This window comes from Variovorax sp. 770b2 (assembly GCF_900115685.1).
Taxonomy (GTDB): domain Bacteria; phylum Pseudomonadota; class Gammaproteobacteria; order Burkholderiales; family Burkholderiaceae_C; genus Variovorax.
Genome location: NZ_FOXJ01000001.1, coordinates 430,171 through 451,986, shown reverse-complemented (window position 1 = coordinate 451,986; position 21,816 = coordinate 430,171). Strand labels below are relative to the sequence as shown.

Annotated in this window: 25 protein-coding genes; 19 read left to right on the top strand and 6 right to left on the bottom strand. The window is 67.5% G+C overall.

The genetic code is table 11. The features are described 5' to 3' along the window. Positions 1 to 2: 2 nt before the first annotated feature. From BM133_RS01915 to BM133_RS01875, 9 genes are all read left to right on the top strand, one after another. Entirely contained in the window at positions 3 to 1,271 is a 1,269-nt protein-coding gene (locus BM133_RS01915) for an ABC transporter substrate-binding protein (RefSeq protein ID WP_093431261.1), read from the top strand. A 16-nt stretch (positions 1,272 to 1,287) separates the two neighbouring features. Next, entirely contained in the window at positions 1,288 to 2,205 is a 918-nt protein-coding gene (locus BM133_RS01910; protein ID WP_093431259.1) for an ABC transporter permease, read from the top strand. Positions 2,206 to 2,508: 303 nt separating this feature from the next. Continuing rightward, positions 2,509 to 3,399: an ABC transporter permease gene (locus BM133_RS01905; RefSeq protein WP_093431258.1), complete on the top strand. Its 891-nt coding sequence runs from the start codon at positions 2,509 to 2,511 to the stop codon at positions 3,397 to 3,399. A gap of 65 nt (positions 3,400 to 3,464) precedes the next feature. After that, positions 3,465 to 4,589, top strand: a complete 1,125-nt coding sequence (locus BM133_RS01900; RefSeq protein WP_093431256.1) for a sterol desaturase family protein — start codon at positions 3,465 to 3,467, stop codon at positions 4,587 to 4,589. Further along, on the top strand, positions 4,586 to 5,377 hold the full coding sequence (locus tag BM133_RS01895; protein WP_093431255.1) for a YaeF family permuted papain-like enzyme: 792 nt from the start codon (positions 4,586 to 4,588) through the stop codon (positions 5,375 to 5,377). The genes BM133_RS01900 and BM133_RS01895 overlap by 4 nt, the downstream gene beginning before the upstream one ends. A gap of 5 nt (positions 5,378 to 5,382) precedes the next feature. Then, positions 5,383 to 6,618 carry a BaiN/RdsA family NAD(P)/FAD-dependent oxidoreductase gene (locus BM133_RS01890; protein WP_093431253.1) on the top strand — a complete coding sequence of 412 codons (1,236 nt, stop codon included), beginning with the start codon at positions 5,383 to 5,385 and terminating at the stop codon, positions 6,616 to 6,618. A 110-nt stretch (positions 6,619 to 6,728) separates the two neighbouring features. Then, positions 6,729 to 6,941, top strand: coding sequence for a 30S ribosomal protein S21 (gene rpsU / locus BM133_RS01885; RefSeq protein ID WP_007833691.1), 213 nt, complete (start codon positions 6,729 to 6,731; stop codon positions 6,939 to 6,941). Between the two features lie 108 nt (positions 6,942 to 7,049). Then, positions 7,050 to 7,499, top strand: coding sequence for a GatB/YqeY domain-containing protein (locus BM133_RS01880; RefSeq protein ID WP_093431252.1), 450 nt, complete (start codon positions 7,050 to 7,052; stop codon positions 7,497 to 7,499). Continuing rightward, positions 7,499 to 7,975, top strand: coding sequence for an NUDIX domain-containing protein (locus BM133_RS01875; protein ID WP_093431250.1), 477 nt, complete (start codon positions 7,499 to 7,501; stop codon positions 7,973 to 7,975). Before BM133_RS01880 ends, BM133_RS01875 begins: the two co-directional genes overlap by 1 nt. A gap of 4 nt (positions 7,976 to 7,979) precedes the next feature. Here the strand turns inward: BM133_RS01875 and BM133_RS01870 are convergent, their stop codons facing one another. After that, positions 7,980 to 8,741, bottom strand: coding sequence for a sulfite exporter TauE/SafE family protein (locus BM133_RS01870; RefSeq protein ID WP_177224690.1), 762 nt, complete (start codon positions 8,739 to 8,741; stop codon positions 7,980 to 7,982). 101 nt (positions 8,742 to 8,842) lie between these two features. On the opposite strand from BM133_RS01870, the gene BM133_RS01865 reads away from it, so the two are divergent. Further along, positions 8,843 to 9,748 (top strand): LysR family transcriptional regulator, encoded by a 906-nt coding sequence (locus tag BM133_RS01865; RefSeq protein ID WP_093431247.1) that lies wholly within the window; start codon positions 8,843 to 8,845, stop codon positions 9,746 to 9,748. Here BM133_RS01865 and BM133_RS01860 read toward each other — a convergent pair. The 5 genes from BM133_RS01860 to BM133_RS01840 form a co-directional block, all read right to left on the bottom strand. After that, positions 9,735 to 10,712, bottom strand: coding sequence for an SDR family oxidoreductase (locus BM133_RS01860; RefSeq protein ID WP_093434963.1), 978 nt, complete (start codon positions 10,710 to 10,712; stop codon positions 9,735 to 9,737). The two genes, BM133_RS01865 and BM133_RS01860, sit on opposite strands and share 14 nt — an antisense overlap. After that, positions 10,709 to 11,611 carry a bile acid:sodium symporter family protein gene (locus tag BM133_RS01855; RefSeq protein ID WP_093431246.1) on the bottom strand — a complete coding sequence of 301 codons (903 nt, stop codon included), beginning with the start codon at positions 11,609 to 11,611 and terminating at the stop codon, positions 10,709 to 10,711. Before BM133_RS01855 ends, BM133_RS01860 begins: the two co-directional genes overlap by 4 nt. A gap of 17 nt (positions 11,612 to 11,628) precedes the next feature. Next, the gene (locus tag BM133_RS01850) at positions 11,629 to 12,957 is read right to left on the bottom strand and encodes a flavin-containing monooxygenase (protein ID WP_093431244.1); all 1,329 of its coding nucleotides are present in this window, start codon (positions 12,955 to 12,957) and stop codon (positions 11,629 to 11,631) included. Between the two features lie 3 nt (positions 12,958 to 12,960). Continuing rightward, the gene (locus BM133_RS01845) at positions 12,961 to 13,782 is read right to left on the bottom strand and encodes an SDR family oxidoreductase (protein WP_093431243.1); all 822 of its coding nucleotides are present in this window, start codon (positions 13,780 to 13,782) and stop codon (positions 12,961 to 12,963) included. Between the two features lie 92 nt (positions 13,783 to 13,874). Beyond that, a complete protein-coding gene (locus BM133_RS01840) occupies positions 13,875 to 14,261 on the bottom strand; it encodes a DUF4280 domain-containing protein (RefSeq protein WP_177224689.1) in 387 nt (128 codons plus the stop codon). A gap of 219 nt (positions 14,262 to 14,480) precedes the next feature. Between BM133_RS01840 and BM133_RS01835 the strand changes: the two genes are divergently transcribed. The 9 genes from BM133_RS01835 to BM133_RS01800 all read left to right on the top strand — a co-directional run bounded on the left by BM133_RS01835 (position 14,481) and on the right by BM133_RS01800 (position 21,816). After that, positions 14,481 to 15,053: a Pvc16 family protein gene (locus BM133_RS01835; RefSeq protein ID WP_177224688.1), complete on the top strand. Its 573-nt coding sequence runs from the start codon at positions 14,481 to 14,483 to the stop codon at positions 15,051 to 15,053. A gap of 5 nt (positions 15,054 to 15,058) precedes the next feature. Further along, the gene (locus BM133_RS01830; protein WP_093431238.1) at positions 15,059 to 16,066 is read left to right on the top strand and encodes a hypothetical protein; all 1,008 of its coding nucleotides are present in this window, start codon (positions 15,059 to 15,061) and stop codon (positions 16,064 to 16,066) included. Between the two features lie 34 nt (positions 16,067 to 16,100). Then, the gene (locus BM133_RS01825) at positions 16,101 to 17,468 is read left to right on the top strand and encodes a phage tail sheath family protein (protein WP_093431237.1); all 1,368 of its coding nucleotides are present in this window, start codon (positions 16,101 to 16,103) and stop codon (positions 17,466 to 17,468) included. 52 nt (positions 17,469 to 17,520) lie between these two features. Beyond that, positions 17,521 to 17,955 carry a phage tail protein gene (locus BM133_RS01820; protein WP_093431235.1) on the top strand — a complete coding sequence of 145 codons (435 nt, stop codon included), beginning with the start codon at positions 17,521 to 17,523 and terminating at the stop codon, positions 17,953 to 17,955. 14 nt (positions 17,956 to 17,969) lie between these two features. Beyond that, positions 17,970 to 18,410 carry a phage tail protein gene (locus BM133_RS01815; RefSeq protein WP_093431234.1) on the top strand — a complete coding sequence of 147 codons (441 nt, stop codon included), beginning with the start codon at positions 17,970 to 17,972 and terminating at the stop codon, positions 18,408 to 18,410. Between the two features lie 11 nt (positions 18,411 to 18,421). Further along, entirely contained in the window at positions 18,422 to 18,583 is a 162-nt protein-coding gene (locus BM133_RS35075) for a DUF5908 family protein (RefSeq protein WP_172672138.1), read from the top strand. Between the two features lie 353 nt (positions 18,584 to 18,936). Further along, positions 18,937 to 19,605: a CIS tube protein gene (locus BM133_RS01810; RefSeq protein ID WP_093431232.1), complete on the top strand. Its 669-nt coding sequence runs from the start codon at positions 18,937 to 18,939 to the stop codon at positions 19,603 to 19,605. A gap of 19 nt (positions 19,606 to 19,624) precedes the next feature. Continuing rightward, positions 19,625 to 21,364 carry a type VI secretion system tip protein VgrG gene (vgrG, locus tag BM133_RS01805; protein WP_093431231.1) on the top strand — a complete coding sequence of 580 codons (1,740 nt, stop codon included), beginning with the start codon at positions 19,625 to 19,627 and terminating at the stop codon, positions 21,362 to 21,364. A gap of 11 nt (positions 21,365 to 21,375) precedes the next feature. Then, positions 21,376 to 21,816: a GPW/gp25 family protein gene (locus BM133_RS01800; protein WP_093431229.1), complete on the top strand. Its 441-nt coding sequence runs from the start codon at positions 21,376 to 21,378 to the stop codon at positions 21,814 to 21,816.

The following is a 21,816-nucleotide window of genomic DNA, read 5'->3' as shown; positions in this document are numbered from 1 at the left end:
CCATGACCGAACCCATCGACTCGTCCACCGGCGTCAAGCGCCGCGCCCTGCTGCAAGGCACCGCCGGCATCCTGGCCACGGGCATCGCGCCCTTCGTGCACGCACAGGAAAAGATCGTGCTGCGCTACCTGGGCACCGCGGTGAACCAGGACAAGGCCATCGCCGAGAAGTTCAAGGCCGACACCGGCATCGAGATCCAGTACGTGGCCGTGACCACCGACGACGTGACCAAGCGCGCGGTGACCGCACCCAACAGCTTCGACCTGATCGACACCGAGTTCTTCTCGCTCAAGAAGATCGTGCCCACCGGCAACCTGAAGGGCATCGACACCAAGCGCGTGAAGAACGCCGGCAAGATCACCTCGCTCTTCACCAAGGGCGAAGTGGGCGGCAAGAAGGTCGGCGACCAGGGCACGGCCCCCATCAAGGTGATCTACCTCGAGGGCGAGAAGAGCAAGGCCTTCGCCAAGTCGCCCACGCAGTTCATGTCGCTCATTCCGACCACCTACAACGCCGACACGCTGGGCATCCGCCCCGACCTCATCAAGCGCCCGATCGGCTCGTGGGCGGAGCTGCTGAACCCCGAGTTCAAGGGCAAGGCGGCGATCCTGAACATTCCCTCGATCGGCATCATGGACGCCGCGATGGTGGTGGAGGCCAAGGGCATCCACAAGTACGCCGACAAGGGCAACATGACCAAGGCCGAGATCGACCTGACGATCAAGACCCTGATCGAAGCCAAGAAGGCCGGGCAGTTCCGCGCGCTGTGGAAGGACTTCAACGAGTCCGTCAACCTCATGGCCTCCGGCGAAGTGGTGATCCAGTCGATGTGGTCGCCTGCCGTCACGGCCGTGCGCGGCAAGGGCATCGACTGCACCTTCCAGCCCCTGAAGGAAGGCTATCGCGCCTGGGCCTCGGGCTTCGGCCTGCCGGCCACGCTGTCGGGCAAGAAGCTCGATGGCGCCTATGAATTCATCAACTGGTTCCTGGACGGCTGGGCCGGCGCCTACCTCAATCGCCAGGGCTACTACAGCGCCGTGCTGGACACCGCCAAGACCAAGATGGAAGCCTACGAGTGGGCCTACTGGATGGAAGGCAAGCCCGCCGCGCAGGACATCAAGAGCCCGCAGGGCGACGTGATCGCCAAGGCCGGTTCGTTGCGCGACGGCGGCAGCTACGAGCAGCGCATGGGCGGCATCGCGTGCTGGAACGCGGTGATGGACGAGAACGAATACATGGTGCGCAAGTGGAACGAGTTCGTCGCGGCCTGACCGCCTCGCCGATCCCGTGAGCGCTCCCGCCACCCGCGCCTCCGCCGCCGCCGACCCGCTCCACACCGTGAAGGCGTGGTGGCAGGCGGCGCCGTTCGCGCTGGTGTTCCTGTTGTTCTTCTTGATTCCACTGGCGCTGGTCGCGATGGTCAGCCTGTGGAATTTCAACGAGTACGAGCTCATCCCCGCGGTCACGCTGCGCAACTACCTGAGCCTGTTCGAGGGGTGCTCGCACCTCACCGACAACGGCGACCTGTGCGTCACGCTCAACACGTACCTGAGCACCTTCAAGTTCTGCGTGCTGGTGTGGGGCATCACGCTGCTCGTCGGCTTTTCGGTCGCGTACTTCCTTGCGTTCCACGTGCGCTCCTCGACGGTGCAGACGGTGCTGTTCGTGCTGTGCACGGTGCCCTTCTGGACCTCGAACGTGATCCGCATGATCTCGTGGGTGCCGCTCTTGGGGCGCAACGGCCTGGTCAACCAGGCGCTGATGGGCGCGGGCCTGGTGAACCAGCCGGTCGAGTGGCTGCTGTTCTCCGATTTCTCGGTGGTGCTGGCCTTCGTGCACCTCTACACGATGTTCATGATCGTGCCGATCTTCAACAGCATGATGCGCATCGACCGGTCGCTGCTCGAAGCGGCCAGCGACGCGGGCGCCTCGGGCTGGCAGACGCTGTGGAACGTGGTGGTGCCGCTGTCGCGCACGGGCATCCTGATCGGCTCGATCTTCGTCATCACCATCGTGATGGGCGACTTCGTGACCATCGGCGTGATGGGCGGGCAGCAGATCGCCTCCATCGGCAAGATCATCCAGGTGCAGACCTCGTACCTGCAGTTTCCGCTGGCCGCGGCCAACGCGATGATTTTGCTGGCGGTGGTGCTGATGATCATCTGGGGCCTCACCCGGCTGGTCGATATTCGCAAGGAGCTTTGAAGTGCTCCTGTGCGCCAGTGTTCGAATCGTGCGGGGTCGTTCAGGGCGCGATCCCGCCGACGGGGTACCTTGCTCCGCGAATGTCCTCCGCCCTTCGGGCTCCCCCTTGATTTCGCTGCGCAAGGCACCCCATCGGCGTGCTCGTTTTTCAGAACAGTCGTTGATCGCTGCACACCGGCCGCGTGCCCAGGTGCACAGGGCATCGGGTGCTTCCCGCAGCGAAATAAAGGAGGAGGCTGCAGGCCGGGGGACATTCGCGGAGGGAAGTACCCGGTGGCCTGTGCACACGCCCCGAAGGACCCCATGAGCTCACCCATCAGAGAACAACGCGCCCCCGGCTTCTGGCCATTGGCGATCGTGTTCGCCCTCTTCGTGCTGTTCCTCTACGGCCCGATGATCACGATCTTCGTGCTGAGCTTCCAGGGGCCCGAGGGCGGCCTGACCTTTCCGCTGCGCGGCGTCTCGCTGCACTGGTTCTACAAGCTGGCCGAAGGGCTGGGCACCGTCGACATCGGCGCGGCCTTCAGGCGCTCGCTGGCGCTGGGCGCGGTGGTGATGGCGTTCACCGTGGTGCTGTCGGTGCTGGCCGGGCTCGCTTTCCGCAAGAAGCTCAGGGGCGGCAACGCGCTTTTCTTCGTCACGGTGGCCAGCCTGATCATGCCGTCGATCATCATTTCGCTGGGCATCGGACTGCAGTTCCGGCTGCTCGATACCGGCATCAAGGGCGTGCTCACGGCCATGGACGCCACCACGCTGCTCGAAGGCTACGGCACGGCGCTCGGCCTCTTCAGCTCAGCGCTCGGCGCGCACCTGACGTGGACGCTGCCCTTCGGCCTGCTCATCATGTTCGCGGTGTTCAACCGCTTCAACCCGGCCTACGAGGAAGCTGCGCGCGACCTGGGCGCCACGCCGTGGCAGGCCTTCCGCTTCGTGGTGCTGCCGCTGATCGGCCCCTCGATCGTGGGCATCGGCATGTTCGGCTTCACGCTGTCCTGGGACGAGATCGCCCGCACCTCGCAGGCGATCGGCGACGTCAACACGCTGCCGCTCGAATTGCAGGGCCTGACCTCGACGGTCACCACGCCCTCGATCTATGCGCTGGGGACGGTGACCACCGTCGTTTCGCTGCTGGTCATGGCCGTGGCGCTGGGCGCGGCGGCGCTGTTGCGGCGGCGGGCCGTTCGGCCTATGTGAGATTTTTCCTACGCCGCCTAAAATCGCGCTCCAACAAAGCACAAGCGATAGAGAGAGAGGCGGACATGCTCGACAAACTGAACGATTTCACGGGGAGCCACGGCCAGCTGCAGCGCGGCCGAGGCCTGGTCACCGGCACCATCGCCCTGAGCCTGGGCATCCTGTGCTTCCTGGGCGTGCTGGCCTTCCACTTTCCGCAGTACCTCACCACGCCGGAGCTGCGCAAGAGCTACAACGTCGACGTGATGCGCTACATCCTGCTGGCGGCCATGGTGGTCGCGGGCGGGCTCTCGCTGGTCAACATCATCTTCAACCGCTCGCGCTGGCTTTCGTCGGCCGCGTTCCTGCTGGTGGCGGCCTCGGCACTGCTGGGCGGACACAAGGTGCCGGTGCACGACTTCGCGGACAACACGCCGTACATCGGGCTGGACTGGTTCATCCTCGACCTGCTGGGCTCGTCGCTGATCTTCATCTTCATCGAGAAGCTGTTCGCGCTGCGCAAGGACCAGCCGGTGTTCCGCGAAGAGTGGCAGACCGATTTCCACCACTTCGTGGTGAACCACATGATCGTGGGCTTCGTGCTGCTGGCCACCAACCTCATGGTGCACAAGCTCTTCGGCTGGGCGGCCAACGACGGCATCCGCGGCTGGGTGGGCAACCTGCCGTTCTGGGCCGGTATTTTGCTGATCATCCTGGTGGCCGACCTCGTGCAGTACTGGACGCACCGCGCCTACCACGAGGTGCCGGTGCTGTGGCGCCTGCACGCGGTGCACCACAGCGTCAAGAGCATGGACTGGATGGCCGGCTCGCGCCAGCACATCCTGGAACTCCTGATCACGCGCACGCTGGTGCTCGCGCCGATCTACGTGCTGGGCTTCAGCAAGGAAGTGATCGACGCCTACATCGTGGTGGTCGGCTTCCAGGCCGTGTTCAACCACTGCAACGTGAGCGTGCGCCTGGGGCCGCTGCGCTACCTCATCGTCACGCCCAACTTCCACCACTGGCACCACAGCCAGGACATCGAGGCGCTCGACAAGAACTATTCGGCGCACTACGCCTTCCTCGACTACCTCTTCGGCACCGCGGTGAAGAGCACCAAGCTCTGGCCCGAGAAGTACGGCGTGCTGGGCGACTACGTGCCCAACGGCTTCTTCAAGCAGTTGAAATTCCCGTTCGTCTGGAAAGGATGATGCGCGCCGTTCTTCGTGCCGCCGCGCTCGTGGCCGCGGCGGGTGCAGCGCTGTTGCTTTCGGCCTGCGCCACCCGGCTGGACATGCCCTCCAAGGACAACGGCCTGCGCCTGCGGGTGCAGAGCTCGGTCATCGCGCCGGGCAACGGCGGCGAGCTCATCACGGCCAAGGCACTGGAGGCGGGCGACATCCTCCTGACCTCGATTGCCACGGTCAATTCCTTCGGCATCCGGCTGGGCACCTTCTCGCCGGTGAGCCATGCGGTGCTGTACCTGGGCGACGGGCTGATCGCCGAAGCCGTGGGAACGGGCGTGCGCGCCCGCCCCCTGGCCGACGTGGTGGCCGAAGAACAGATGGTGGTGGCCTTTCGCGTGCCCGGCCTCGACGACGCGGGCGTCGCCAGGCTGCGCGCCTGGGCCAATTCGCAGGTGGGCGCGCGCTACAACACCACCGGCGTGCTGCTGAACGCGCCCTTCGTGCTGAACCGGCGGCTGTGCGAGCTGCCGCTGATCCCGGCCTCGGTGAGCAATTTCTGCATCAGCGGCATGGCCATGGTGCAGCTGGGTGCGAGCCGCGACGACCAGTTCTTCTGCTCGCAGTTCGTGCTGGAGGCCTACCGCCAGGCGGGCCTGCCGATCACCGCGGCCGATCCGCGCTGGGTGAGTCCGGCCGACCTGCTGCACATGCGCGAGGGCGACGTGCCTTCCATCGCCGCCACGCAGCCGCTGCGCTACATCGGGCACCTGAAGTACAACGCGCCGCCGGTCCTGGCGGCCGATGGGCCCTGACCGTCTTGAGCGCCGCTTTCCTCCAGTTCGATGTCGTCGTGGTCGGCGCCGGTGCGGCCGGGCTCTTCTGCGCCGGCGTGGCGGGCCAGCGCGGGCTGAAGGTGCTCCTGGTCGACCACAGCGAGAAGGTGGGCGAGAAGATCCGCATCTCGGGCGGCGGGCGGGCCAATTTCACCAACCGCGACCTCGACGTGCGGGCGCCCCAGCGCCACTTCATCGGCGACAACCCGAATTTCTGCCGCTCGGCGCTGTCGCGCTATGCGCCGCAGCAGTTCATCGAGCTGGTGCACAAGCACGGCATCGCCTTTCACGAAAAGCACAAGGGGCAGTTGTTCTGCGACGGCTCCTCGCAGCAGATCGTGGACATGCTGCTGGCGGAATGCGCCGCCGGCGGGGTGACGCGGTGGCAGCCGTGCAAGCTGGGGAACATTGTTTTTTCTCCGGCAACCGCCGATGCAGCGGGCGCCGGAAGCTATCGAATTGATAGTGATCGAGGCGCCATCGAGACGCCGAAGCTGGTGATCGCGACCGGCGGCCTGTCGATCCCCCAGATCGGTGCCACCGACTTCGGCTACCGCCTCGCCGAACAGTTCGGCCTGCGCGTCATCGCGCCCCGCCCTGCGCTCGTGCCGCTGACCTTCGGCGGCGAAGGCTGGGCGCCGTATGCCGAACTGGCCGGGCTGGCGCTGCCGGTGCGGATCGAAACCGGGGCCAAGAAGGAAAAGACGGCTTTTCTCGAAGACCTGCTGTTCACCCACCGCGGCCTTTCCGGTCCGGCCGTGCTGCAGATTTCGAGCTACTGGAAGCCGGGCGCCCCGCTCACGATCGATTTCGCGCCCGGCACGGACGTGGCCGAGGCGCTGGGCGAGGCCAAGCTGCGCTCGAAAAAGCGCATCGCCAACGAACTGGCCACGCTCGTGCCCTCCCGGCTGGCGGACGCCTGGGTCGGGCAGGACCCGGCCCTGCAGCGGCCCGTCAACGAGGCGGCCGACAAGGCGCTGGCGGCGCTGTCCGAGCGCATCGCCCGATGGCAGATCACGCCCGGCGGCACCGAGGGCTACAAGAAAGCCGAAGTCACCGCAGGCGGCGTCGACACCCGCGATCTGTCGTCCCAGACGATGGAATCGAAGCAGCCGGGCCTGTATTTCATCGGCGAAGTGGTCGATGTGACGGGCTGGTTGGGCGGATACAACTTCCAATGGGCCTGGGCGAGCGCCCATGCGTGCGCAACCGCGCTATAATCGCGGGCTAACTTTTGGCCTTCCCTCAACGGCCACCAAAGATTTCAGTTGAGGAACCCCGGCTTTGGGCCTCGATCTCCCCGAGCCAACTTCAGTTCAACGATTCATCAATGACCACCATCCGCGTTAAAGAAAACGAGCCCTTCGACGTCGCTCTGCGTCGCTTCAAGCGCACCATCGAAAAGCTCGGCCTGCTGACCGACCTGCGCGCCCGCGAGTTCTACGAGAAGCCGACCGCCGAGCGCAAGCGCAAGAAGGCAGCCGCCGTCAAGCGCCACTACAAGCGCGTGCGCAGCATGCAGCTCCCCAAGAAGCTGTACTAAGCAACGCCCCGGGCAGCTGGCCCTTGACGAAAGTCACCGCCAGCGCCCCGTTGCCTCAGCCGCGCCAGGGAAACCTGCCGCGGCTTTTGTTTTTTCCGAAAGGCTGACATGACACTCAAAGAACAGATCACCGAAGACATGAAGACGGCGATGCGCGCCAAGGACTCCGAGCGCCTGGGCACCATCCGCCTGCTGCTCGCCGCCCTGAAGCAGAAGGAAGTCGACGAGCGCGTGGAGCTGGACGACGCCATGGTCGTGGCCATCGTGGACAAGATGGTCAAGCAGCGCAAGGACTCCATCGCCGCGTTCACCACCGGTGGCCGCATCGACCTGGCCGACAAGGAAGCCGCCGAGATCAAGGTGCTGGAGGTCTACCTGCCCCAGCGCATGAGCGCCGACGAAACCGTTGCCGCCGTGAAGGCCATCGTGGCCGAGCTGGGCGCCAGCGGCCCCGGCGACATGGGCAAGGTGATGGGCGTGGTCAAGACCCGCCTGGCCGGCAAGGCCGACATGGGCCAGGTCAGCGCAGCGGTCAAGGCCGCACTGACGGGCGCCTGATGAGCGACGGCAGCCCCAGCCCCTCCGATCCGATCCTCAAGGCCTGCGCCTGCCTGGTCGACGCGCGGGGCCGGCTGCTGGTGTTTCGCCACCCCGGGGACGGCAACACGCAGTTGCCCAAGGGCACCATCGAGCCCGGCGAGTCGCCCGAGGTGGCGGTGCGGCGCGAACTGCTCGAGGAATCGGGCATCGACTTCACGGGCGCGCTGCAGCCGCTCGGCACGCTGGACCGCGAATGCGAAGCCGGCGTCGAGGGCAACACGCACCGCCATCCGCAGCTCTGGCACCTGTTCCTGATGCGCGCCGAGGGCCCGTTGCCCGAGACTTTCGAGCACATGGCCACGGGCAGTCCCGAAGAAGAAGGCCTGGTGTTTTCCTTCCGCTGGCTCGGCGCCGACGACACCCTCGACGATTTCGCCCTGCCCTACCGCCAGACCATCGAGCGCGTGCGCGCCGCCCTGCTGCCCGTCGCCTGACGAATCAGGCGATGGCGCGCAGCGTCATGTAAGCCCCCAGCAGCGCCAGCCCGATCAGGAAACAGCGCTTGAACACCGCCACCGGCAGCTTCTGCCGCAGCCACGTCCCGGCCACCATCCCGACGATCGCCGGCACCAGCATCGCGACCGACCCGCCCACCGCCGCCATCGGATAGCCCCCGTTGCCCGCGAGACCGATGCCCAGCACCACGGTCGAGGTGGTGAACGAAATCCCCATCGCCTGGATCAGCGAATCGCGCTGGAATCCGAGCGCCTGCAGATAAGGCACGGCCGGCACCGCAAACACGCCGGTCACGGCCGTCACCAGTCCGGTCGCAACGCCCACCAGCGGCCCGAGCCACCACTCGTGCGCCGCGGGTGCGTGCAGCTGCCGCCCCGTGAGCCCCCAGAGCGCATAGGCGACCAGCGCCACGCCGAGCGCCACCGACGCCCATGCACCACCCGGCGCGCCGAGCCACAGCGCCCCGCCCAGCGTGCCCACCACGATCCCCGCCTGCATGCCGCCAATGCGCCGCAGCACAGCCCCGAAGCTCGCGCGCGGCCCGGTTTGCCAGATGTTCGTGACGAGCGAAGGCACGATCAGCAGCGCGGCCGCCCGCACCGGCGGCATCCAGAGCGCGAGCAGCGCCATCGACACGGTCGGCAGCCCGAGCCCGATCACGCCCTTGATCACCCCGGCCAGAAGAAATACGGCGGCAGCCGCGGCCCAGTGGCCCGCCGTCAGTTCGTTCGAAAAAATCGTCATTGCCGCCGAGTCTGCCGGCCGGGCCGGCCACTGGAAATGCGGCATTCGCGCACCCAGCCTCAGGCACAGGCTGAGGCTGGCGTGCTACCTTGCGGCTCACCATGCGATTCGATCTCACCGACCTGCGCCTGTTCATCCACGTCGTCGAGGCCGGCAGCCTCACGGCCGGCGCGGAGCGCTCGCACATGACGCTCGCCTCGGCCAGCCAGCGCGTGCGCGGCATGGAAGACGCGCTCGGCAGCCCCCTCCTCACCCGCCACGCCCAGGGCGTGCGCCCCACCGAGGCCGGCCGCACGCTGCTGCACCACGCGCGCGTCGTGCTCCAGCAGATGGAGCGGCTGCGCGGCGAGCTAGGCGAGTACGGCCAGGGCCTGAAGGGCCACGTGCGCTTCATGTGCGGCACCTCAGCGCTGACCGAGCACCTGCCCGAGGTGCTGAGCCGCTTTCTCGCGCAGCATCCGCGCATCTCGGTCGACCTGGAGGAGCGCCCGAGCCCCGACACCGTCGATGCGTTGCGCGCGGGCCTGTGCGACATCGGCATCGTCTCGGACGCCATCGACAGCGAGGGCCTCGAATGCCATCCCTTCCGCCGCGACGACCTCGTGCTCGTGATGCCGCGCGGCCACGCGCTGGCCGCGCGCCGGCGCGTGCATCTGGCCGAAGTGGTCGACGATGAATTCGTGGGCCTGCCCGCAGACACCGCGCTGCAGCAGCTGCTGACCGGCCACGTGCGCGCCCTCGGCAAGCACCTGGCCTACCGCGTGCGCGTGCGCAACTTCGAGGCGGTGTGCCGCATGGTCGAGTACGGCATCGGTGTGGGCATCGTGCCGCAGACCGCGGCCGAGCGCTGCGCCCGCTCGATGAAGATCGCCCGCGCCTCGCTCGCCGACGCCTGGGCCGAGCGCACGCTGATGGCCTGCGTGCGCTCGCCGGAAGACCTGCCGATCAACGCGCGGCGCATGCTCGAGCACCTGATCGCGCCGCCCGAAAAAGCTACGAAGAAGTGACCGGCCGCCCCTGTCGCGCACGCGCCGCGACGAAGGCGTCGAAGGCCTCGCTGCTGGTCTTGCGCGGCACGTAGCCGAAGCGCTCCTTCAGCGCCGTGTTGAGCAGCACCGGCCGGTAGCGCAAGAAGTCGAGCTGCTCCGGGCCGTAGCGGCTGACGCCCAACGCAGACCCCACCGCGAGCGCCGCCTTGAGCACACCCGCCGGCCAGTCGGTCGCCTGCTTGCCCAGGCGCAATGCGATCTCGTGGATGGTGAGCGCGCCGTCGCCCGCAAGGTTGTAGCAACCGGCCGGCGCGCCGCCGAGCGCATGCGCGATGGCGCCCGTCACGTCTTCGTCCCACACGAACACGAACGGGCTCGCGCTGCCGCGGATGGCGATCAGCCGCTTCTTCTCGAACAGCGCGGTGATCTGGTTGTCGACCCGCTCGCCGAGGATGGTGCCGATGCGCAGCACCGTCTGCGCGAGCGCGGGGTGCTTCTCGCGGCAGTCGGCGAGCATCTCCTCCACCTGCCGCTTGTGATCGGCATACGCGAACACCGGATTGCCCCGCAGCGGCTGCGACTCGGTCATCCACGCCGGGTTGTCCGCGTGGTACCCATAGGCCGCGCCGCTCGACGACACCACGATGTGGCGCACGCCTCGCGCCACGCAGGCTTCGAGCACATTGCGCGTGCCGCCGACATCGACCGAATGCTCGAAGGCGCGGTTCGAGTCCTTGCCCGGCGTGACGATGGAAGCCAGATGCACGACCGTGTCGATGGCGTGCTGGGCCAGCGTGTCGCCGATGCCCGCATCGCGCACATCCTGCTGGCGATAGACCACGCCCGGCAGTTGACGCTCCGCAGGCACCTCGCGCACATCGAGCGCCACCAGGACCTCGAGCGACTGTCCCACCAGCGCGGCCAGCACGCCGCGCCCCAGGAACCCGTCGCCGCCCGTCACGAGCACGCGGTGCGCGCTCATGGCGTCGCGGGCTTGCGCCCCCACCAGCTCGCCAGCGCGAGGCCCGCGACGATGTCCCAGAACCCCCACACGCCCGCCACCACCGCCATGCCGCCCAGCCCGCCGAAGAAGCTGAAGATCAGCACCAGCCCGAGCCCCGCATTGCGGATGCCCACCTCGATGGACACCGCGCGCCGGTCGTAGTCGCCCAGCCCCGAAAGCCGCGCGCACAGGTACCCCGTGCCGAAGGCCAGCGCATCGTGGATCGCCACGGCCAGCAGCACCAGCCCCACGTAGTCCAGGAAGTAGCGCCAGTTGCCCGCGATGGCACCGACGATGAAAGCGATCAGCGCCAGGAAGCTCAGGATGCGCGCCGGCTTCTTGATGCGCGCCGTGAGCCGCGGCAGCCGATGCGCACAGGCCACGCCCAGCACGAACGGAATGCCGATGATCATCACGATGTGGCCCAGCATGTCGAGCGGATCGAGCGCAATGGTCTTGAGCAGCGCCGAGGCCGTCGGATGCAGCCCGCCCCAGAACGCGAAGTTCAGCGGCATGACGACGATCGAGAGCGCATTCGAGATCGCCGTCATCGACACCGACAGCGCCACGTTTCCGCCCGCGCGGTGCGTGAGGATCTGCGAGATGTTCCCCGGCGGGCAGCAGGCTACCAGGATCATGCCCAGCGCGATGCTCGGCCCCGGCTTCAGGATGAGCGTGAGCGCGAAGGTCACGGCCGGCAGCACGATGAACTGCGCGGCTATGCCCACGGCCATCGCGCCCGGCATGCGCGCCACGCGCCTGAAATCGTCGATGCGCGTATCCAGCGCGATGCCGAACATCAGGAAGCCCAGCACCACGTTGAGCAGCACCAGCGAGGCGGGGTTGAAGTGGAGGCGGATTTCGTCGACGGGCAGCATGGGGTTCGTGGCCTCGTTCAGGAGAGATCGGCCAGCGCCGCGGACGCACTTCGCACAGCCGCGCGATAGGTGTCCTTGTGCACGTAGTACGCCATGCGCTCCAGTTGCAGGTACCTGTAGCCGCCCGACAGATCGGGTGGTGGTCCCTGCACCGCCGCACGCAGCGCAGCAGCCTTGGGCGAGCCTGCCGCTTTGGCGCGGAAATAGCGCGCCAGCAATTCGGCCTGCTCGTAGCGCCCCTGCCAGCCGATGCCGCTCGCCTCGATCATCCCGAGCACGGCAATGCTCTCGAAGCGCGGCGAGAAGATGTTGAGGTACAGGCGCGGCGCCAAGCCCTGCCAGTTGAGCAGCTCGCGGTCGATGAACGGGTAGTGCAGCGCATAGCCGGTCGCGGCCAGGATCAGGTCGTAGTCGCGCGCGCTGCCGTCCTTGAAGTGCACCGTGTGCCCGTCGAGCCGCGCGATGTCGCCGCGCACGCCGATGTCGCCGTGCCCCACGTGGTGCAGCACCAGCGAATTCACGATCGGGTGCGACTCGTACATCCGGTAGTCGGGCTTCGGAAAGCCGAAGCGCACCGGATCGCCGGTGAACCACTTGAGCACCGTCGCATCGACGCGTTGCTTGAGCCACGGCGGCAGCGGCCGCTTGCCGCCCAGCGTGTCGGCGGGCTTGCCGAACACGTACTTGGGCACGAAGTAGTAGCCGCGCCGCACCGAGATGTCGACGCTCCTGGCGTAGTGCACCGCGTCGACCGCGATGTCGCAGCCCGAGTTGCCCGCGCCGACGATCAGCACGCGCTTGTCCTTGAAGATTTCGGCGTGCTTGTAGTCACTGGTGTGCAGCAACTCGCCATCGAAGCGGCCTTCGAACTGCGGGCGCTTGGGCTCGGCGAGCGTGCCGTTGGCGATGACCACGCCCTTGTATTCGGCGGTCTCGACGCGGCCATTCCCCGTATCGATGGTCACGCGCCAGCGCGTGTCCGGTGCATCGCTCACCGGCTCCACGCGCAGCACGCGCGTGTTGAAGCGAAAGTGCTCCCGCAGCCCGAAGCGGTCGGCGAAGTCGCTGAAGTAGCGACGCAGTTCGCGATGGCTCGGGTAGTCGGCCACCGTGTCGGCCATCGGGAATTCGGCGAACTCGGTGGTGCGCTTGCTGGAGATCAGGTGCGCCGAGTGATAGACCGTGGAGCGCGGGTTGTCGATGTCCCAGAGGCCACCCACATCGCTGTGCGCCTCGAAGCCCTGGAAGGGAACGCCGTGTTTCTGCAGGTTGCGCGCCCCGGCCAGGCCGGAAGGGCCGGCGCCGATGAGGGCGATCTGTTCGTGGGTGGGTACGGTGTCGGGCATCGATCAGGTCGGTGGATGTTTTTCAGAGAGACCAGGGATGGCGGTGGCGCCCGCCTCGCCCACGCGCGGCTTGCGCGGCTGCCCGCGCAGCACGCGGTCGTGCAGCTTCTCGGGCAGCAGGTTCAGCAGTTTCGAGAGCCAGCCGATGTGCCGCGGCAGCACGATCTGTTCGCGCCCCGCGCTCACGCCGGCAAGCAGTTGGTGCGCGGCCGCGTCGGCTTCGAGCAGGCCCGGCATCGCGAAGCGGTTGCCGGCGGTCAACGCGGTGCGGATGTAGCCGGGGCTCACGGTGTGCACCGTGAGCCCCGTCTCCCGCAGTTCCGCGCGCAGGCTTTCGAGATAACGGATCAGCCCCGCCTTGCTCGCGCAGTAGGCGCCGTTGCCCGGCATGCCGCGCCAGCCGGCGATGCTGGCCACGCCCACCAGCGCACCGCGTTGCTGCGCACGCATCGGCTTCACGAAAGGCTGGAAGGTGGTGGCTGCGCCGAGCAGGTTGATCTCCAGCATGCGACGCAGCACTTCGAGGTCATCGGCCTCGGCGGTATCGAATCCGCCGGCCACGCCCGCGTTGGCGATCACGAGGTCCGGCACGCCGCCCCTGGCCATCCAGTCGATGGCCATGGACTGCATCGCGGCGCTGTTCGACACATCGGGCGTGTAGACAGCGCATCGACCCGGTGCCAGTGCAACGAGCGCTTCGAGCCTGGCCGCATCGAGCCCGACCAGCGCCACCTGCGCGCCACCCGCGATCAGCTCGCGCGCCAGGGCCTGGCCGAGGCCTCCACAGGCTCCGGTCAGGACGACGTTGCGAAACGGAAGCGGCATATGCAATGGGGCAGCGAGTGGCAAAACGCAGCCACTTTAGCCGCGCACCCGCACCGCACTCCCCGCGTTTTCCCTTGCGCGACGTGGGTGCTTCAGCTGATGTCCACCACCACCTGCCCTGGCGTGACCACGCTGATCACACCGCCCCAGAGGCACTGCAAGGTGCAGCCATCGTGCAATGCGGGCAGCCCGCCCAACTGCACCATGGCGGCCCCGGGCACCCACGGCGCGGGCGTCACCGGCACGCAGGGCATCGGCGTCAGCACGCCGGCTGCCGCCGCCGTGGCCGATGCCACCGATGGATTGGCAGGACTGCGGCACATGCCGAAAGGCGCGATGTTGAGAAAGGGCACGCTGTCCTGCACGTTGCCCGGCGGCCCCGCGGGCATCGCGGCCACCTTGGGCGTCGCGTTGAACGCCGATGGCGCGAGCCCCATCGAGCACGAGACCTGGGCACCGCTGCACACCTGCTTGGGCATTCGCACGCTCCTTTGTCCTCGGACGATCTGCATCGGTTCCAGCTTAGCGGCGCACCCGCGGAGTTCAAGCGCCAGGCGGCCGGTTCGTGCTCGGCTACACGGCCGATGGAGGTTCGTCGTACCTCCTGAGGTCTACGGCCGTTGGCCCGATTGCGCACGCCAAACCCCGGGAATATGGTTGCGCTCCCCGATGCCGAGGGGATGTTTTCCGAAGGATGCATGGTGATCGACACAGCGCTTGATTTCATCGCCGACGAGGTCAATGCCCACTTGCGCAAGCGCACGGGCAGCGAGCTCGGTGCCGTGGACATCGGCCCGCTGGTGGACGACCGCGGCAACTGGGTCGGCCTGGTGGACACCACGCGCCTCACGCTGTTCCAGATCGACGAAGAGCGCGTGCTGCGCGAACAGATGCCCGAACGCGCCATCGTCGGCGGCCGCGAGGTGATGCTGCCGCCACCGCTCAAGCTGAACCTCGTGCTGCTGTTCTCGGGGCGCTTCCAGCAGTACGCGCAGGCGCTGCGCACGCTGTCGCTCATCATGGGTTTCTTCCAGGCACGGCCGCTCTTCACGCCGGCCGACAGCCCCGCGCTGCCGGTGGGCCTGGAGCGCGTGGCGCTCGACCTGCTGAGCTACGGCCCCGAGCAGCTGAACCAGATGTGGACCTGCCTCGGTGCGAAGCACCTGCCCTCGGTGGTGTATCGCCTGCGGCTGGTGGCGCTGCAGGACATGGAGCCGATCGGCACCGGCATGCCGGTCACGTCGATCCAGACGTCCCTGCACGGACGCTGAAGACCATGGCCCGCATCGACTTCCGCCCCCTGTGGACCGTCCAGGTGCAGCACGCCTTCTTCGGCGGTGCCTGCGATGCGATCGAATTCATCGTGCCGCCGTCCACGCAGCGCGCGCTCGCCGGGGCACATGCCATCGCACGGCAGCGCGACGGCCGCCTGCACATCCTGTATGAAGCAAATGAAGGCGCCCAACCGCTCTCTCCGCTTGCAGGCCGCACATTCCTCTTCGGTCTGAAGCCGCGCGAGCCGTCGTTCGAACTCATCACCGTGCCCCTGGGCCTGCCGCCGGGCGACGCGGCGCTCTGGCGCAACGCGCCCGATGCCGACGCGCTCACCGGCCCCGCCGCAGTGCGCATGAGCGGCGAGCAATTGCGCATCGAGCCGCGCTCCGCGCTGCGCCCGCTGACCCTGCGGCTCTTCGACGCCACCGACACGCAGCGTGCGCAGGCCGTGCTCGACATCGGCAACGAAGCCTGGACCCCGCCGGGCCTCTTCACCCGCGGCATCTGGCGCATCGAGGAAGACGACGGCAACACCCTGCCGCAGAGCTGGCGCCTGCAGGTCGAGCCCGAGCTCATCGGCGCATGGGGCCTGCTCGAACTGACGGTGGACGCCGGCCACGTCGCCGCCGGCCACGCCTTCGCGCTCGCCTTCGCCGCGCGCAGCGACACGCTGCGCTACTACGTCGTGGCCAACCGCTTCGGCGAAGCCGAGTTCGACCAGGTCCAGGTGCTGGACAACGGTTTCGCCGCCGAGTCGCGCCCCGCGATCCAGTTCAACCGCGTACTGCCCGCCGCCTTTGGCGCCGGTCACCTGGCGCCCGGTTTGCTCGACCCCTCGGGCGGCGCGCGCATTGCCCTGTTCGAGGCCCAGGCCAGCGTCGCGCGCCGCGCGCGCGGGCCGTCGGGGCTGGAACTGCACCGCAACGGCGACCTGCTGATCGGCAACCTGCCCCAGCCCGGCGCCGACCGCCCCGACGCGCAATTCGTCGTCCACCTCTCGCAATCCTGAACCACTTCCGCAGCACAGCAAAGGAGCCTTCGCCATGCCGACCTACCGCACGCCCGACGTCTACGTCGAAGAGATCTCGGTCTTTCCACCCTCGGTGGCCGAGGTCGAGACCGCGATCCCGGCCTTCATCGGCTACACCGGGCAAGCCCGCAAGGTGAGCGCTGGCGACCTGGCCAACCGGCCGACCAAGATCTACAACTTCGCCGAGTACGAGCAGTACTTCGGCGGCCCCGACGCGCCCGACATCGGCGTGGCACTGGTCGCGGATGGCCCCGGCTTCATCGCCACGGTGACCCCGCCCGAGATCACGTACCTCATGTACTACGCGGTCAAGATGTTCTTCGACAACGGCGGCGGCAAGTGCTACATCGTGTCCGTGGGCGGCTATGCCGATGCCATCGACCTGGCGGACTTCACCGCCGGCCTGGATGCCGTCGCACTCGAAGACGAACCCACGCTGCTCGTGTGCCCCGAGGCCGTGCAGCTGGGCGGCACGGGCTACGACACCATGTCGCAGAACATGCTGATCCAGTGCGGCACGCTGAAGGACCGCTTCGCGATCCTGGACCTGTTCGTAGGCGACGCGGCGCAGGACAACGCCGCCCTCACCGCCAACCGCGCGCGCGTGGGCAACAACAACCTCAAGTACGGCGCGCTGTACTACCCGTTCCTGCGCTCCAGCTTCAACCATGCGGTGACGGGCCTGGGCACCAACGTGAATGTCACCATCGGCGGCGGCGCCGCGGCGACGCTGGACACCCTGCAGACCACCGCCACGGCCGCCTTCAACGCCGCCAAGACCGCGCTGCTGGACCACTACATCGTGCTGCCGCCCAGCGGCGCCGTGGCCGGCGTGTATGCGGCCACCGACACGGCCCGCGGTGTCTGGAAGGCGCCTGCCAACGTGGGCCTGGCCGACGTGGTGGAGCCGATGGTGCGGCTGGACAACGCGCGCCAGGACGAGCTCAACGTCGACGCCACCACGGGCAAGTCGATCAACGCGATCCGCGCATTCGCTGGCAAAGGCACGCTCGTGTGGGGTGCGCGCACGCTGGCCGGCAACGACAACGAATGGCGCTACGTGCCGGTGCGGCGCTTCTTCAACATGGTCGAGGAGTCGGTCAAGAAGAGCACCTACTGGGCCGTGTTCGAAGCCAACGACGCCAACACCTGGGTCAAGGTGCGCGGAATGATCGAGAACTACCTGACGCAGAAATGGCGCGAGGGCGCGCTCGCGGGCGCCACCATCAAGGACGCCTTCTTCGTGCGCTGCAGCCTGGGCACCACGATGAACGCGCAGGACATCCTGGAAGGCCGCATGAACGTGGAGATCGGCATGGCCGCGGTGCGGCCCGCCGAGTTCATCGTCCTGAAGTTCTCGCACAAGCTGCAGACCAGCTGATCGCACACCCCTTCATTGATCGATCGATTGAAACCCTCGAGGAGCCGACGCCATGCCGCAGCAATACCCTCTTCCCGTCTTCCACTTCACCGTCCAGTGGGGCGGCACACGCCTGGGCTTCTCCGAAGTCAGCGGGCTCACGCAGGAGAACCAGGCCATCGAATACCGCGACGGCTCGTTCCCCGAGTACTCGTCGATCAAGATGCCGGGCCTGCGCAAGTTCAGCAACGTGACGCTCAAGCGCGGGATCATCAAGGCCGACAACGATTTCTTCAAGTGGCTCTCGACCGTGAAGCTCAACCAGGTGGAGCGGCGCGACGTCGTGATCTCGCTGCTCAATGAGGAGCACGCGCCGGTGATGACCTGGAAGATCCACAACGCCTTCCCGGTGAAGGTGGAAGGCCCTGGCCTGAAAGCCGCGGGCAACGAGGTCGCGATCGAGTCGATCGAGATCGCGCACGAAGGGCTCGAGCTGCAGAACGACTGACGCGCGGCCCTGTCATGTTCACGCCCCCCGTCGGCTTCCACTTCAAGGTGGAAGTGCTTGGCATCACGCCCGCCGCGGACGACCTTCGCTTCACCGAGGTCGGCGGCCTCGCACTGGAGATCGCCACCGAGGACATGCCCGAGGGCGGCGAGAACCGCTACGTACAGCGCTATCCCGGCGTAGCGAAGTACGGCGACCTGGTGCTCAAGCGCGGACTGCTGAAGGACAGCCAGGTGTGGAACTGGGCACGCCAGTGCATCGAGGAGCTCGACATCACGCCGCGCGACGTGGACGTGACGCTCCTGAACCCCGAGCACGAACCGCTCATGACGTGGCATGTGGTGGGGGCCTTTCCGACGAAGTGGTCGATCGCCGATCTCAATGCGTCGGCCAACACCTTCGTCGTCGAGACGCTGACGCTGGCCTACAAGTATTTCCGGCTCGACAAGAGCTGAAGGAGCCCTCCATGCCCATCGTCGTCGATGAAGTGGTGATCACGGTCGAAGTCGGCAACGCGGCCGGTGGGGGAACCGCGACGCCACCCGCGCCGGCGGATGACCGGCAGGCGCTGGTGGCGGAGTGCGTCGAGCGGGTGCTCGAAATTCTTCGTGATCGTGAGGAGCCTTGAAATGAAGCTCCGATCTCTTGTTCATCGCAGCTGGGGGCGTTCAGGGCGCGATCCCGCCGACGGGGTACCTTGCTCCGCGAATGTCCCCCGGCCTGCGGCCTCCTCCTTGATTTCGCTGCGCAAGGCACCCCATCGGCGTGCTCGTCATGTGCAACGGTGGTTGATCGGCCAGCACAACGGCGGCGCCCTGTGTGCGCAGGGCATCGGGTGCTCCCCGCAGCGAAATCAAGGAGGAGGCCGCAGGCCGGGGGACATTCGCGGAGGGGAGTACCCGGTGGCCTGCGCACGCGCCCCGAAGACACGCGCCGTGAACCAATGCACACCCCAACGCACCCCGAGATGGAGCCACTGACATGCCCTCCGGCCATCTCGAAAAACTGCTGGTGCAAGCCTTCACCACGCCCGACTGCGCCACCGGCAGCCAGATCGACACCTTCGAGTCGTACGTGAACCCGAGCGAGATCACGCTCGCCTACGAGATGGAGTACGACGCCGCGCAAGGCTCGGGCACCACCGGCAGCCGCATGGACTTCAAGAAGGTCAAGCCCGGCGACATGTCGCTGAACTTCTTCCTGGACGGCACCGGTGCCAATGGCGTGAAGATCGACGTGCAGGAGCAGGTCGAGAAATTCCAGACCGTCACCGGCTACAACGGCGACATCCACCGGCCCAACTACCTGCTGGTGGCCTGGGGCACGATCCAGGTGAAGCGCTGCGTGCTCAAGAGCGCATCGATTGCCTACAAGCTCTTCAAGGCCGACGGCACGCCGCTGCGCGCGACCATCGCGGCCACTTTTGTCGATGCGGTGGAAGACCAGACCCGCGTCGCGCTCTCGCAGGATTCGTCGCCCGACCTCACGCACGTGCGCGTGCTGCGCGCCGGCGATACGCTGGCCGCCCTCTGCGCGCAGATCTACGGCGACCCCGCGCTCTACCTGAAGGTGGCGCGCGCCAACAACCTGGACGGCGTGCGACACCTTCCGGCCGGCACGCGCGTGCGCTTTCCGCCGCTGCGCAAGTAAGCGGAGGACGAACATCACCATGCCCAACGCCGTCGCTCCCCCTCCTTCCCCTCCCACCGCGCCCGCCAAGCCCGCGGAGCGCGCGCTCCCCATCAAGGCCGAGCACCGCGAGTTCACCGTCAAGGTGAACGGCCAGCCGGTGCCGCGGGAGCATGCGCTGCATTCGGTGAGCGTGGTGGCCGCGGCCAACCGCATCGCTTCGGCGCAGCTCGCGTATGTCGATGGCGCGGCGGGCTCGGGCGACTTTCCGCTCGGCAAGCTCGACCTGGTGAAGCCGGGCGGCACCATCGAGATCCTGGCGGGCAGCGGCGCCGACCCGACGCTGGTGTTCAAGGGCGTGATCGTCGGCCAGCGGCTGCGCATCCGCGAGGCCTCGTCGTCGATGCTGCTCATCGATTGCCGCCACGCGGCGACAAAGCTCGCGCAGGTGCGCCGCAGCGCGAACTTCTTCGACCAGACCGATGGCGATGTCATCGAGTCGTTGCTCGGTGCAGCCACTGTCGATGCGCAGGTCGACGCCACCACGGTCACGCACAAGCAACTCGTTCAGCATGACTGCACCGACTGGGATTTCATCGTCTCCCGGGCCACGGCCAACGGGCGCATGGTCTTCACGCGTGGCGAGAAGCTCGCAGTGAGCGAGCCGAAGATCGGCGCCGCGGCGGTCCAGTTGCAGTTCGGAGCGACGCTGCTGGAGTTCGACGGCGGCATCGACGCGCGCATCCAGGCGCAGGCCGTCAAGACCGTGAGCTGGAACGCGGCAGACCAGGCGGTCGAGGCGCAGGAAGGCGAAGCACCCGCCTTCCAGTCCACCGGCAACTTCCAGGCCGACGCACTGGCCGCCGACGCGGGCGCCGACACCGTGCTGCTGCCTCACACTGCGCTCGACGCCCCCGAGGGCGTGGCACTTGCGAGCGCGGTGCGGCAACGCGCGGCGATCGATCTCGCGAGCGGCCGCGCGATGTGCGTCGGCATCGCCACCGTCCAGCCCGGCGACACCGTCAAGCTCGGCGGCGTAGGCGACCGCTTCAGCGGCGATGTGCTCGTCACCGGCGTGCGCCAGGTGTTCGACACGCAGAAGGGTTGGAAGACGCACCTTCAGTTCGGCAGCGCCGAGCCCGACCCCGCGCTGCGCGAGCGACTGCAGCGCCAGCGCACCGCCGACATGCTGGCGCCCACCGCCGGGCTGCAGTTGGGCGTGGTCACCGACAACGAAGACCCGCAAGGCGAATTCCGCGTGCGGGTGCGGATGCCGCTGGTGAACGGCGGCGACGACGGCGTCTGGGCACGCGTCGCGGCGGCCGATGCGGGCAACAACCGCGGCCTCTTCTTCCGCCCCGAGATCGGCGACGAAGTGCTGGTCGGATTCCTGGACGACGACCCGCGCCACCCCGTCGTGCTGGGCATGCTCCACAGCAGCGCCAAGCCCGCGCCGCTCACGCCGGGCAACGACAACCACGTGAAGGGCTACACGAGCCGCAGCGGCATCACGCTCGCCTTCGACGACGAGAAGAAATCGCTCACGCTCGCCACGCCCGCGGGCAACACGCTGGTGCTGGACGACCAGAGCGGCGGCATCACCATCAGCGACAGCAACGGCAACAAGATCGTGCTGTCGGCGTCCGGCATCGCCATCGAGAGCGCGAAGGCGTTCTCGGTGAAGGCGAACACCGAGATGAAGTTCGAGAGCATCGTCGGCACCGAGGTCAAGAGCATCGGCGTGGTCAAGGTCGCGGGCTCCGCGCTGCAACTGGGGTAAGGGACAAGGCCATGGACGACACACCGCTCTTCCTCGGCCGCGGCTTCGGCTTTCCGCCGTCGTTCGCGAACGGCCAGGTGCGCATGGTCGAGGACGAGGTGGACATCCAGGAGAGCCTGGCCATCCTGTTCGGCACGGTGCCGGGCGAACGCGTGCTGAACGCCAGGTTCGGGCTGGACCTCTCGCCGCTGCTCTTCGAGCCGCTGAGCACCACGCTGCGCACGCTGCTCGAAGACCGCATCACGACCACGCTCTTGATCTATGAGCCGCGCATCCGGGTGCTCGCGCTGGCGGTGGACGATTCGCGCGCGTTCGAAGGGGTGCTGCAGATCCGGCTCGACTACACGGTGCGCAGCACCAACACCCGCTTCAACCTCGTGTTCCCGTACTACCTGGGCGATGCGAACGAGCTGCGTGAACGCGTGGTGCCGGCGCTGCCGGCGAGGAGCTGA